10 protein-coding genes and 1 pseudogene are annotated in these 13046 nt (G+C 63.2%); all 11 read right to left on the minus strand.

What is annotated here, in order from left to right; translation table 11 throughout:
* Nucleotide 1 precedes the first annotated feature (1 nt).
* Nucleotides 2–946, minus strand: a complete 945-nt coding sequence (locus tag NKI72_RS01890; RefSeq protein ID WP_352849843.1) for an ABC transporter permease — start codon at nt 944–946, stop codon at nt 2–4.
* Nucleotides 947–999: 53 nt separating this feature from the next.
* Nucleotides 1000–2523: a sugar ABC transporter ATP-binding protein gene (locus NKI72_RS01895; RefSeq protein ID WP_352612516.1), complete on the minus strand. Its 1524-nt coding sequence runs from the start codon at nt 2521–2523 to the stop codon at nt 1000–1002.
* Between the two features lie 94 nt (nt 2524–2617).
* Entirely contained in the window at nt 2618–3601 is a 984-nt protein-coding gene (locus tag NKI72_RS01900) for a substrate-binding domain-containing protein (RefSeq protein WP_352612514.1), read from the minus strand.
* 30 nt (nt 3602–3631) lie between these two features.
* Nucleotides 3632–4408 carry an SDR family oxidoreductase gene (locus NKI72_RS01905; protein WP_352470580.1) on the minus strand — a complete coding sequence of 259 codons (777 nt, stop codon included), beginning with the start codon at nt 4406–4408 and terminating at the stop codon, nt 3632–3634.
* A gap of 5 nt (nt 4409–4413) precedes the next feature.
* The gene (dgoD, locus tag NKI72_RS01910; protein WP_352470581.1) at nt 4414–5586 is read right to left on the minus strand and encodes a galactonate dehydratase; all 1173 of its coding nucleotides are present in this window, start codon (nt 5584–5586) and stop codon (nt 4414–4416) included.
* 208 nt (nt 5587–5794) lie between these two features.
* Nucleotides 5795–7298: pseudogene (locus NKI72_RS01915) on the minus strand (aldehyde dehydrogenase family protein).
* The gene (locus tag NKI72_RS01920; RefSeq protein WP_352849844.1) at nt 7295–7783 is read right to left on the minus strand and encodes a (2Fe-2S)-binding protein; all 489 of its coding nucleotides are present in this window, start codon (nt 7781–7783) and stop codon (nt 7295–7297) included. The pseudogene NKI72_RS01915 and the gene NKI72_RS01920 overlap by 4 nt, the downstream one beginning before the upstream one ends.
* Nucleotides 7780–8193, minus strand: coding sequence for a molybdopterin cofactor-binding domain-containing protein (locus NKI72_RS01925; protein WP_352849845.1), 414 nt, complete (start codon nt 8191–8193; stop codon nt 7780–7782). Before NKI72_RS01925 ends, NKI72_RS01920 begins: the two co-directional genes overlap by 4 nt.
* Nucleotides 8190–10757 (minus strand): molybdopterin cofactor-binding domain-containing protein, encoded by a 2568-nt coding sequence (locus NKI72_RS01930; protein WP_352849846.1) that lies wholly within the window; start codon nt 10755–10757, stop codon nt 8190–8192. The genes NKI72_RS01925 and NKI72_RS01930 overlap by 4 nt, the downstream gene beginning before the upstream one ends.
* On the minus strand, nt 10754–11620 hold the full coding sequence (locus NKI72_RS01935) for an aromatic ring-hydroxylating dioxygenase subunit alpha (RefSeq protein WP_352612505.1): 867 nt from the start codon (nt 11618–11620) through the stop codon (nt 10754–10756). Before NKI72_RS01935 ends, NKI72_RS01930 begins: the two co-directional genes overlap by 4 nt.
* A gap of 14 nt (nt 11621–11634) precedes the next feature.
* Entirely contained in the window at nt 11635–13008 is a 1374-nt protein-coding gene (locus NKI72_RS01940) for an amidohydrolase family protein (RefSeq protein WP_352849847.1), read from the minus strand.
* Nucleotides 13009–13046: the final 38 nt, after the last annotated feature.

The raw sequence follows: 13046 nt of genomic DNA on the forward strand, positions 1-13046 counted from the left end.
GTCATGTCCTGTTCAAGTGGTACTCGGCAATTACCACAGCAAGTATCAGCAGCGAGCCCTTGGCAAGCAACTGATAGAAGGTTGGCACGGACGTCAGTATCATTCCGTTGTTGAGGACGCCAATGATGGCGACGCCCAGCAGTGCGCCGACGATCGTGCCCTTGCCGCCCTGCAAGGCGCAGCCACCAAGAACGGCCGCTGTGATGGCCTCGAGTTCCAGGCCTTGGGATCCGGATACGGGCTGCCCGGAGCCGGTACGGGCAGCCAACAGAATCCCGGCCAAGCCGGCCGCCACTCCACTCATGATGTAGATGCCGACGCGGTAGCGGTTGATGTTGATGCCGGAGAAGCGTGCGACAACGGGATTGCCGCCCAGGGCATAGATGTTGCGGCCAACGATCGAGCGGGCAAGGAAGAGATGGAACACGATCGCGGTCAGCAAGAGAATCCAGATCAGCAGAGGCAGGCCGAGGATTCGTCCGATCCCGATGAAGCGGAAAGTCTCGCTGAAAATCGCGATCGATTGCCCGTCGGACATGATGAACGCGATGCCGCGGAAGATCGCCATCGTACCGAGAGTCGCGATGACAGCGTTGACCCGCCCATAGGTGATGATGATGCCGTTCACGAGGCCGGCAACACCGCCCAGGACCAGGCCGGCAAGAATGCCCGCGGCGGGTGATCCGGTGGCCTGGATGGCCATTGCCGTCGATACTGTGGTCAGACCGACAATTGCGCCGACGGCAATATCGAGCCCTCCGGCGACAATAACCACGGTCTGGCTCATCGCCAGAACGCCCAGGATGGTAATGCCTAGACCGATGTTCAGCAGGTTTCGGCTGGAGAAGAACACGTCGCCTCTCAGGGTGCCGAAAATGAGCACGAGAATGGCGAGAGCAACAAGAAGGCTTATGTTGTGAATGCCGATGCGCTCTGCGATGCGCAAGGAAGCGCGCCTTTTGCCGGTTTGCGTTGTTGCTGTCCTGAGCTCAAGGCTGTTCACTGAATTTGTCCTCCAAGCGATGCTGCAGATTGAGGCATGGCATGTCTCAGGATCGTGGCCTCGTCGATGTCAGGGCGGGAAAGTTCGGCCGTGATCCGGCCTCCAGCCATAACAAGCACCCTGTCGGCCAGCCCGATCAGTTCCGGCATTTCCGAGGAAATCAGGATTATGCCGATGCCGCTGGCGGCGAGTTCGTCGATCAGGCGATAGATTTCCGCCTTGGCGCCGATGTCGATGCCGCGGGTCGGCTCGTCGAGGATGAGAAGCATCGGCTGCCGCGCAAGCCAGCGCGCGAGAACGACCTTCTGTTGGTTGCCACCCGATAATTTCGAAACCTGTTCGTCGAGGTTAGGCGCCTTGATCGACATCTTTGCTGCAAGCGGTGAGACGATCTCCAGTGCCTTGCGCCGGTTGAAGAAGCCGAAGGTCGACGTTCTGTCGGGCACGCAAAGCGACGCGTTATCAAGAATGCTTCGGAACAACAGCAGCGCCTCGTGCTTGCGGTCTTCTGGGGCAAAGCCGATGCCCGCCACGATCGCTGCATGCGGACTGTTGGGGCCAACGGGCACACCATTCATCGTTATGGTTCCGTCGAGGCGCCGATCATAGCCGACAATCGCCTTTGCCAGTTCGGATCGACCCGCACCCATAAGGCCGGCAATGCCGAGCACCTCGCCGCGGCGGACCTTGAGGCTCACATCGGTGACGTGGTCGGTGATCAGGCCCGTCACCTCCAGCAACGGTTGCCCCGATTGCCACGTCTCGCGCGTAAACAGATCGGCTATGTCGCGGCCCACCATGAGCTTGGCTATGGTCTGCTCGCTGGCACCGGCAGCGGGGGAATCATCGACCAGCCGGCCGTCCCGCAACACGACAATGCGATCCGCAAGGTCGATGACCTCGTTCAGCCTGTGAGAGATGTAGACGATCGAAGTGCCCTCGCCGCGCAGCCGGCGAATTACTGAAAACAGACGGCGCGCTTCGTCGTCGGTCAGTGACGAGGTCGGCTCATCGAATGCGATCAGCCGGCCGCCGGCACGTATGGCGCGCATGATTTCGATCATCTGGCGCTGTGCCGGACCGAGTGTGCTGCAGAGTTGACGCGGCAGCATATCCTGCTGCATGCCGAAGGTCGCAAGCACTTTATCGGTCTGGTCCTCGAGCCTGTGCCAGTCGAGCAGGACGCCTGCCAACCGCGGCAATTCGCCGACGAAAATGTTCTCGGCCACGGTCAGGTTCGGAACGATCTCCGGCTCCTGATGGATGACGCGTATTCCGGCTCTGTGGCTGTCGCGCGGTTCGCTGAAAACGATCGGCGTGGAGCCATGCAGCACGGTGCCGGTGTCCGGTGCGAACACGCCCTCGAGAATTCGCATCATTGTCGACTTGCCGGCGCCATTCTCGCCAACCAGGGCAAGCACCTCTCCTGGCCGAAAGGCAATCGAGACATTGTCGAGCGCCTGCACGACGCCGAAGCGCTTCGATATCCTGTCGAGCGAGAAGAAATCCGATTGCGTCAAAAGCTCACTCCCGAGGATCGATCCCGTGTGCCCGTCGACGAACTGCCGGCCCAAAGAGGGTCATGCGCACTGCGGCGCATGACGCATATCTGGTTCAGTGGCAGAGCTTGGCTTTGTAGTCCGACGCAAAATTGTCGGCGGTGATGTATTCCGGGTCAGTGAAGGATTGAACGGGAAGCTTGGTTCCGTCCTTGATGGAGGCCAAGAGAATCTTCACCGCCAGCGCGCCATGATTTTCCGAATTGAGCCACATCGTACCACGGAACGCCGAGGGCTTTCCGGATCCGAAGGCATCGCAGGCGCGGCTCCCGTCGATGCCGATCCCCATGCCCTGGTCTGCGGAATAGCCAGCATTCTCCAGTGCTCGCGCACCACCCAGCACGCCGTCATCGTTGCATGAATAGAATATCCAGTTCGTGACGCTGGGATTGGCCGTCAGTGTGGTGGTCATCACGTCGATGGCGTTGACCATCGTGTTGTCGTAGGGGACGCGAACGATGTTGCCCGGCTTGAAATCGGGCACCGCCTTCAGGAACGCTTCTTCCGCGCCCTTGTTGCGCTGCATGCAGGTATCGGCCTTGCGGTCCTCGATCGAGGCGATGCGCACTTCTTTGCCCGCCCAGCCTTCAGCCTTGTAGAGCTTGGCAAGCTCTTCGCCCACCCGCGCACCGATATTGTAAGCATTCATGCCGACATAGGGGACCTGGGTGCCATCCTGGTAGTAGATATCGTCGTCCACCGCCACCAAGGGAATTTTTGCGGCCTTTGCTTTCTCCGCGATGACCGGTCCCAGTGCCTTGTCGGGGACAACGATGGCGATGCCTTTCACGCCATCGCCGACCATCGTATCGAAGGTCGTGATCGTCAAATTGGCGTCGAACTGAACGTCCTGCGACACGAACGCGGCCCCTGCCGCCTCAGCCGCTTTCTTGGCGCCGCCGACTTCGGCGACGAACCATGGGTGGTCTCCCATCTTGTTGATGTAGCCGATCTTGATGTCGTCTGCGCTTGCTGTGCCACTCATCAGTCCGGCAGCCAGTACCGCAAATGTCGCCAAAGCCTTTGTTGTGGTTTTCATGAAGATCCTCCCTGAGCTCAATGGTGGTTGCTAGTCGTGGTAGAGAACCGAGCGCCCACCATCGATGGTGATCGTCTCGGCATTTATGAACGGCGCTTCGTCCGAAGCTAGGAAAACCGCCGTCATTGCAACCTCGTCCGGCCGGCCAATTCGCTTGGGCGGATGGAGGTCGTAGGCTCGCCGCTTCTCCTCGGCGGGGTTCGGGAATGTGTTCCAGTAGGCTTCCGCGATCGGCGTCTCGATATAGCCGGGTGCTATCGCGTTCACCCGGATACCGCGTGCGGCATATTCGATGGCCAGCGAACGGGTCAGGCCCAAAAGTGCATGCTTGGCGACCGGATACGGGAACGTATGGGGAATGATCTGGAAGGCGTGACAGCTCGCTATGTTGACGATGGACCCCGAGCCCTTCGCCAGCATCGTCGGCAAAACCGCCTTGGCGCAGAACCACGCGGCCTGGAGGTCGAGCTTGAGGCAGCGCTCCCATTCCTCATCCGGCATCAGCAATGGTTCGTAGAACACGTTGGCACCGGCATTGTTGACCAGAATGTCGACGCCGCCATAGGCCGTGATCGTGCCGGCGACCATGTCCGCGACCGCGGATGTGTCCGTGACATCCGTCTCGACGAACAATACGTCGGCGCCTCCGGCACGCAATTCGTCGGCGACCGCTTTGCCGCTTGCCGCATTCAGTTCGGCAATGACGGTCTTTGCCCTATGTGTTGCAAAAGCCCGGGCGGTGGCGGCACCTATGCCTTGGCCGGCGCCCGTGATGATTGCGATCTTTCCTTGCAGCCGGCCTGCCATTGCATTCACCAGTCGACCACGGTGCCGTCCGGCATGACGGCATTGCGGGCATGCAGCACTTCCTGCTTGAAGGGGTGACGCGCGATGACGTCCTCATTGACGGTGACGCCAAGGCCCGGCAGATCGGGCAGGTCCCAGCGGCCTGGTTTACGCCGAATTGGCCAGGTAACGACGTCGTCGTACCAGGCGACGGCACCGGACATCTCCTCCTGAATGACGACGTTTGGCGTCGATATGCCGAAGTGAAGAGCAGCGACGCCAGCGATCGGACCGAGCGGGTTGTGCGGCGCAAGGCCGATGCCTGCCGTTTCCGCCATGGCCGCGATCTTCTTTGTCTCCAGCAGACCGCCAGTGTGGCAAATATCAGGCTGGGCAATGTTGAAGGCACGGGCTGCGATCGAGTGCGTGAATTCGCGACGCCCGATCAGCCGCTCGCCGGAAGCGATCGGCACGGCCGATCGCGCCGTGATATGCGCCAGTCCGGCAACATCTTCGGGCGGCACGGGTTCTTCCGCGAACATGATGCGGGCCGGCTCGATTGCTCTGAGGTAGTCCATCGCAGCGTTAACGGATGCAGGGCGTCCATGGAAATCGACCATGATGTCGATGTCCGGACCTATGGCCTCGCGAAGTGAGCCAACCATGTTGGCGACAGAATCAACGGCTTTCGCAGGCGATGCGTAGTGGGTGTAGGGAATGCAGACGACCTTGACCGCATCGTAGCCTGCCTGCGTCACGATGCGTCCGCGTTCCACGATCGCGTCCGCGGATCCGGTCTCATAGACCGCCTTCATGTCTCCGAGGCCGAGATGCGTATAGGTGCGCAGATAGTCGCGAACCTGTCCGCCCAGAAGGCGCCAGACGGGGACGCCCAATGACTTGCCCAGGATGTCCCAGAGCGCGATCTCGATGCCGCTGACGGCAGACATTCCCTCGACGCCAAGACGCCAAAATCCGTGGCGCGTAAGTATCTGGTAGCACTGCTCCACGTTGCGCGGATCCTGCCCGATGAGCAGGGCCTCAAGGTCCTGAAGCGCCCCAACGACGGCTCGCGTCTTCCATTCCAGCGTTGCCTCACCCCAGCCAAACAGCCCGGGCTCGTCGGTTTCGACCCGGACGAAGACCCAGTTGCGCATTTCCGCATTGCAGACGCGCGCCTTGATGGCCGTGATTTTCATCGGTCCTCCCAGACCTGCCGCCTTTTTTCGATGGCAATATGTATGATTTATTACGGATAATATGGACGAGTCAAGTGCAACGTCGATGTGGACCAAGGCCGCCAAGGAACTGGTCCTCAGGAGGATCCGAGCAATTTTCGATCAATCCTTGTCCGCCGATGGAAGGGCTGTCAGCCTCCGATCCGCGAACATCGCGGAAAAGGCGCGGCTAAATCACCGCGCAGACCGTTTTCGTCTCGAGATAGTTCTCCAGACCCGGTGCGCCGTTCTCATAGCCCCAACCGGATTGCTTGTGGCCGCCCTTCGGCAGTTCCGGCGAGAAGTAGGAATGGCAATTGATCCAGACGGTGCCCGACCGGATACGTGCGGCAAGGCGATGCGCAGTGGATAGGTCGCGGGTCCAGACGCTTGCGGCGAGGCCGTAGGGCGAGTCGTTCGCAAGGCTTATCGCCTCCGCGACATCGTCGAACGGTGTCACGGCAACGACCGGGCCGAAGATTTCCTCGCGCATCATGCGCATGTCCGGGCGCACGCCGGTAACCACGGTCGGCTCGAAGAAGTTGTCGAAGCGCCGGCCGCCGGCGATGATCTCGGCGCCGCTGGAAGCACCATCGCCGACGTAGAAGGCGACGCGCGCAGCCTGGGTTCCGTTGACCAGCGGACCAAGGTCGGTATCCGGGCCAAGCCCGTGTCCGAGACGCAGCTTTCGCGCCTCTTCCGCCAGCCCCTCCGCCAGACGGTCGTAGATCGAGCGATGCGCATAGACACGCGAGCCGGCGACGCAGACCTGGCCGGCATTGGCGAAGATCCCCCGAGCCACTCCGGGGATTGCGAGCCCCATGTCCGCATCGGGCATGATGATGGCCGGCGACTTGCCGCCCAGCTCGAGCGTCAGCTTCTTCAGATTGCCGCGCGCTGGAGACGATCATCTTTCCGACTTCCGTCGAGCCGGTGAAGGCGACCTTATCGACATCGGGATCTGCAGCCAATGCTGCGCCCACGGTTTCACCGAGACCGGTCACGATATTGACGACGCCGTCCGGCAAGCCGGCTTCGATCATCAGTTCGCCGAGCCTGAGCGCGGTGAGCGACGTTTCCTCAGCTGGCTTGAGCACGATCGTACAGCCGGCGGCAAGCGCCGGGGCGAGCTTCATCGAGGCCATAAGCAGCGGCGAATTCCATGGCGTTATGGCAGCCACGACACCGATCGGCTCTCGCACCGTGTAGGCGAAAATCTTGCTGCCCACCGGTTGGTAGCTGATGGAGGTGGGGATGGTCGTGCCGAGGATTTTCGTGGCAAAACCGGCAAAATAGCGGAACTGCTCGGCCGAGGCGGGAATCTCGGCGAAGCGCGAGGTCTTCAGCGACTTTCCTTGGTCAAGCGTCTCGAGTTCTGCAAGCTCATCGGCATGGCGTTCAATCAGGTCGGCGATGCGCCATAGCAGCTTGCCGCGTGCCGACGGTGTCATGTCGCGCCAGCTCTCGCCTTCGAAAGCAGCACGCGCCGCAGCAACGGCGCGCCCGGCGTCATCGGCTGTGCCTTGCGCCAGCAGCGCGAGCGTGTCGCCATTCGCAGGATCGGTCGCGGGCAAGGTTGCGCCATCGCTGGCGTCGCACCAGCCGCCGCCGATCAGGTGCCGCATTCTGGGTTTGGCCAGGAACGCCTCGACGCCTGCGTGCCTGGCTGCACCGTTTCGAATGATGACCGTCATGTCCGTACCCCGCAAGCGAACGCCTCGACCGCCGCGAGGGCACCGCGGATGATGGAATGATAGCCGGTACAGCGGCAGATATTGCCTTCGAGCGCAGTGCGGATCTGAGACGCGTCTGGAGCCGGATTCTCCAGCAGCAGAGCGGTCAGCGCAACAGTGATGCCGGGTGCGCAGTAGCCGCACTGGAAAGCGTTTTCGGCCGCCAGAGCCTGGCGCAGGACAATGGCTTCGGGAAGGTCGTCGAAACCCTCCGGCGTGATGATGGTGGCCCCGTCGAGTTGCCACGACATGAGCAGACAGCCATTGACCGCGCGATCGTCCATCAGCACGGAACAAGCGCCGCAGCGGCCGATGCCGCAAGCCATCTTGGCGGCAGTCATGCCGAAATGATCGCGCAGCAGGTCGATCAGGCGCAACTCGGCGGGCACGGCCAGCGCCTGGCGGCAGCCGTTTAGGTTAAAGGTAATCGCGATCTCGGCACTCACGCTGCACTCCTCTGCAGCGCGTCGAGTACCCATTCAGGATCGACCGGGAGGCGCTCGGGCCAAGCCCCTGTGGCGTCCGCAATCGCGTTGACGACGGCTGGCGTCACGGCACCAATGCCAAGCTCACCAACTCCGCGCGGGCCGAACGGGTCGTCCTCGTCCAGATCCTCCAACGCGAAGGTCGCGAAGCTTTCCGGCGTGTCGGCAATGCCTGGCAGCATGTAGAAATCGAGGTTGCCGGCAAGATCCCGGCCATCCCGCATAGCCGCGTCCTCAGTGAGGGTGAAGCCCAGCCCCTGGACGCCGCCGCCTTCGATCTGGCCAAGATAGGCGGCAGCATCGAGCATCGGTCCGGCCGCGGTATGCTGATGGAGCTCGAGCACGCGTATCTGCCCAGTGATGCGGCTCACGGCAACGCGCGCCACGACACAGTGTCGCGCCGAAGGCGAAGATCAGGCGTGCATTGCCTTCCAGATAGTCCGATTTCGGAAACTCGAAGCTGACGGCAGCAGCTGGCAGCCGGTCGGGAGGCAACGCCTCGGCAAGTTCGGCGAAACTCAAGAGCAGTGACCCGCTGTTGGAATGCATCACCGGTGACCGGCCGGACATCGTCGCGGCCGCAGCCGAGCGCTCCGGCGACCGCGGCCTTCACCGAGGTGAGCAGGCCTTGTCCCATCTCGTCCAGGCCATAGAGCGCTTCGATCATGCCATCCGGAGCCAAGCGCAACGCGCCTCCGGCCGGGTCCGGCGGCAGCGTGCCTAGTCCATTGCCTTGATAGTTCATCGCCATCCCGACGCCGATAGTCTCAGAGCCGTCGAACGACGGACCACGCGGCTTGGCCCAGATCGGGTCAGCAGCGGCGGCTTGCAGCATCTCGGCCAGACGTTCGGACGGCGCGACCTGCTGGCCGAGATGGCCTCGCGTGCCAGGCTCGCGCAAATTGCGGCGCCGTATCTCGATAATGTCGATGTCGGCGGCTTCGCCCAGCCGGTCCAGCTGGCACTCTACCGCGAAGGCCATCTGGTTGGCACCGAAGCCACGAAACGCGCCGCAGACGCCGTTATTGGTATAGGCGAGCCTGCCCGAGCTGAGGACGTTGGGAACGACATATGGCCCGCAGGCGTGTTCGAGCGCCGTCTCAAGCACGCCCGGACCGAGCGACGCGTAGGCGCCGGCATCCGCGATCACATCCACCTGTTGGGCGAGCAGACGACCCTCGGCGTCGCAGGCGGTGCGCATATGGATGTGCATGGCATTGCGCTTGGTACCCGCGATGACGGATTCCGCCCGGTCGAGATGCAGCCGCACGGCGCGTCCGGTCTTCAGCGCCAGCAGGGCCAGGGCCGGCTGCACGGTCAGCTCGTCCTTGCCGCCGAAAGCGCCGCCAGTCGGGCTGGTGACCACCCGTATCCGCTCTTGCGGCATACCGAGGATGCGCGAGAGCTGCATGCGGTCGCGGCGGCCATGCTGCCCACCGGCAAAGACGTTCAGGGTACCATCCGTGCCGACGAAAGCGTAGCCGCCCTCCGTCTCCATAAAGCCGTGCATCTGGCTCCGCGTTTCGTAGACAGCCTCGACGATATGAGCTGCCTTGGCAAAAGCCGCGGCGGCATCGCCACGCGTGAACTCGAAGCTGCACTGCAGATTGCCTGAGGCGTGGACCGGCTCGGCCCCAGCGGCGAGTGCCTGTTGGGGATCGCTCACAATTGGCAGCGGCTCGTATTCGACGCTGACGAGAGCAAGCGCGCGTTCGGCCGTCCGTGTGTCAACAGCGGCAACGGCAGCAACAGCGTCGCCGAAATAGCGGACCTTGTCGAAGCACAGTGCCGGCTGATCCTGCACGACAACGCCGAAGGCATTGCTGCCGGCAATGTCGCGGTGCGTTACAACCGCCGCGACTCCTGGCAGCGCCTCGGCCGCGCTCGTATCGATGGAAACGATCCTTGCATGGGGAATGCCGGCACGCCGAATGCGCCCGACCAGCATGGCGGGCTCGCGACGGTCGGTCAGGTATTCGAGCCTGCCTGCGATTTTCGGTGCAAAGTCCGGCCGCTGGTGCCAGCGTGCGCCGATCTCCGATCGCGACACGAGAATTTCGGCAGGTGGATTTCCGGACGGCACGGTCCGCCGGCGCGGCGAATGTGCTCCTTGGGACAACTTTCCGCCGAGCCCGAAGACCAGCGCATTCGCCACGACACTGCGCCGATAGCGGTCGGACCGCCATGCATCATCGATCGCCGGCGCCTCTTCGAGAATTGCGGCGTGCAGCTCGGCCCAATCGATCTCTTGGAGGCGCCGGCCGATGAGCAGCGCTTCGGCGTGACCGAGACGGGCTGCTTCCCCGCCGCCGCTGGCCGCGAGCCGCGCGATCGTGACACGATCGTCCGCCGTTTCGATCAACCCGGCGACACCGGCCACGCTTGGGGTGAAGGCGGCGCGCAGGCCGACTTTGCGATGGGTCCAGCGAGCGGCAGGCTGCGGTGGAACGATGACCGTCTCAATGAGGCCCGCTGACGGTGCGTCGGCCAACCATTGCGCGAGCGGCACGACGGCGCGCCCAGCCGGTGAGACGATCTCCAGCTTCGCATCGATCGCGAGCAGGGCCGGCAGAAGGCAACCCGTGCCCCCCGCGACGTTGCCGCCCAGCGTTGCGAGATTGCGGACGGCGGGTCCCGCCGTGGCGCGGACTGCGGCTGCGAGCAGAGGCAAAGTCTCGCCTATCGCCCGGTCACGCTCCAAGGCACCCAGGGTCGTCAGTGCGCCGATCCGAAACCCGTCGCCGGCCAGTTGGATGCCCTTCAGGCAGGCGATACGGCCGATGTCGATGAGGCGCCGCGGCTTTGGCAGGCCCTTCGCCCAGCCGAGCTGCAGCGCCGTGCCCCCGGCGACCAGTTGCGACGCGCCCTCGCCTGCCAATGACAGCGCCTCGGCAACGGAGGTCGGGCGAAGCACCTGGAGACCCGACTCGGTCATGTGGCTCTCGCGGTCGTGCCGAAACGGATGCCTTTTTCCTTCAGCCAGCGGCGGTAGGCGATGGAGGCGCTGTCGGCGCGGGTCGGGATTTCCATCCGCGGCTCGAGCGGAAGGCGCAGCGGCCGCTGGTTCTCCACGATGATCCGGTCTTGCAGGAAGATGACCTGTTCGAAGTTGAGCAACGCCGTCTGCGTCGAAGCCGAGTCGACGAGATACATGACCGGCTGGGCGCGGCAGCGGTCTTCCTCGATGGGCTGGATGAACAGCGCGATTGCGTCGAGCCGGTCCGGCGCCACGGGGCACACGCGATAGAGCATCACCACGAATGGGCTCGGCACGCGATAGGTCAGATGCACGAACGCGCCGGAGCTTTCCGTGGCGGCAATGCGCGGCTGGAAAAACGTGCAGTTGGTCGCCCAGACCTCGTCTACTTCGCGACGTATCTCGCTCAGATAGGCGGGTACTTCCGTGTGCGGCTCCGAGCCGAGAATGTCGGTATGCACGAAGGGGAAATGCGCCATGTCGAGGAAGTTCTCCACGACACGCAAACCCGACGCCCGCATCGTCACCCAGCCGCAGGGCACGTAGCGGCGGTCGGGTTCCGATGCCTCGGCGATCTCGAAGATTTCCTTCCCGGGCAGGCCCAGCGTCGTCCAGACGCAGCCGTAGCGCTGCCGGACGGGCAGCGCGGGGCCGCGGTTGCCGTCGTCCAGGACCTCCCGAACCGTGATTTCGCCCGTGATGTCACGGACCAGTTCGATGTCTTGGCCGAGCAGCCGCGTATGGCTCGGCGCGCCATCCAGGTCGGCGACCGTCTCCACCGCGTACCAATCGTCCAGTGCCGCCCTGTCCGTCGTCTTCATGACCGGGGCTCGCCTTATTGAGTCCATTGCAGGCTGCCGCCGGAATTCTGGGCAAGGAAAGCGGCGCGCCGGGCGAACAGGCCAGGCGCGACGCGATGGATTTCGGCGATGATCTCGCGCAGGTCGCCGGTGCGCAGCGCGCCGTCCTCGGCCAGGATCTCGCCATCGACCATCGTCAAAGACACGTCGCTGCCGCGCACGGCGTGGACAAGATTGTGATGGAAGTTGAAATAGGGTCCGTCGCGGAAGACCGGCGTCATGCGCGGCGTATCGGTGCGGACCGCGATGATGTCGGCGCGCTTGCCGACTTCAATCGAGCCGATCTCGTGGTCGAGACCGATCGCCCTGGCGCCGAGAATGGTGGCCATGCGCAGCACCTGCCAGCTATCCATGGCGGCGGCGTCGAGGTCCTTGAGCTTGCCCAGCAGCGAAGTCACCTTCATCTCTTCGAACATATCGAAATTGTTGTTCTCCTTCTCGCCGTCGGTGCCGATCCCGACAGGCACGCCGGCCTTCAGCATCTCAGCCACCAACGCGATGCCGCTTGCCAGCTTCATGTTGGAAACAGGATTGTGGGCCACCGAAACGCGGCGCTTGGAAATAAGCTCGATCTCTTCTCGATCGAGCCAGACGGCGTGGGCGATCATGGCGCGCGACGTTTCGAAGAAGCCAAGGTCGTCCAGCGCGAACATCGGGCGTTTGCCGTAGCGCCGCTTAAATTCCGCGATCTCGATCTCGGCCTCGCTGCAATGCGTGTGGAAGCCGGTGTCGTGTTTCCTTGCGAGTTCGATCGCCCGGCGCTGGCCGGCCCCGTCGGCATAAAACAGATGCTCCAGCCCGACCCACACATTGATACGGCCGCCCGCCTTGCGATGCCAGCCCTCGATCATCGCCTCGTTCATGTCGAGTGTGTCGAAGTAGTTGTAGTCGGGATGCTCGCCGACGTAAGGCACGGCGACCAGGCGGTTGCCGATCGCCTCGGCCGCCCTGGCGCTGCCTTCCATGAACCGCCACATGTCGACGACGGTGGTCGTGCCGCCGAGCACGGATTCCGCGTAGCAGAGCCACGATGCCGCCTCGGCCTCGTGCGGCTGCAGCACGCGATGCATCGGATTGATATGGAGCGTCAGCCAGTCCCAAACCGGCAGGTGCTCCGCCGTGCCGCGCAAAAAACCGGAATGCGCATGGGCATTGACCAGCCCAGGCAAAAGCACCGCATTGTCGAGTTTCTTCACGGCCACGGCCGGATACGCAGCGCGCAATGCTGCGAGTGCGCTGACCGCGGCGATACGACCATCCTCGACCAGCACGGCGCCATCAGGCAACACGTGGTTATCTTCATCCATGGTGAGCAGCGTGTCGGCAGCGAGGATGAGACCTTGGGTCATCGCGGGTACTCCGTGTGCGGTCCGTCGGTCATGACATC

Origin of the sequence: Mesorhizobium sp. M0437 (genome assembly GCF_040321335.1) — a bacterium.
Classification (GTDB): Bacteria; Pseudomonadota; Alphaproteobacteria; order Rhizobiales; family Rhizobiaceae; genus Mesorhizobium.

What these genes read in the sequence shown, in the direction of transcription:
- NKI72_RS01900 (WP_352612514.1), bottom strand. Translation starts at nt 3,601, where the DNA reads ATGAAAACCACAACAAAGGCTTTGGCGACATTTGCGGTACTGGCTGCC.
- NKI72_RS01905 (WP_352470580.1), bottom strand. Translation starts at nt 4,408, where the DNA reads ATGGCAGGCCGGCTGCAAGGAAAGATCGCAATCATCACGGGCGCCGGC.
- dgoD (WP_352470581.1), bottom strand. Translation starts at nt 5,586, where the DNA reads ATGAAAATCACGGCCATCAAGGCGCGCGTCTGCAATGCGGAAATGCGC.
- NKI72_RS01930 (WP_352849846.1), bottom strand. Translation starts at nt 10,757, where the DNA reads ATGACCGAGTCGGGTCTCCAGGTGCTTCGCCCGACCTCCGTTGCCGAG.
- NKI72_RS01935 (WP_352612505.1), bottom strand. Translation starts at nt 11,620, where the DNA reads ATGAAGACGACGGACAGGGCGGCACTGGACGATTGGTACGCGGTGGAG.
- NKI72_RS01940 (WP_352849847.1), bottom strand. Translation starts at nt 13,008, where the DNA reads ATGACCCAAGGTCTCATCCTCGCTGCCGACACGCTGCTCACCATGGAT.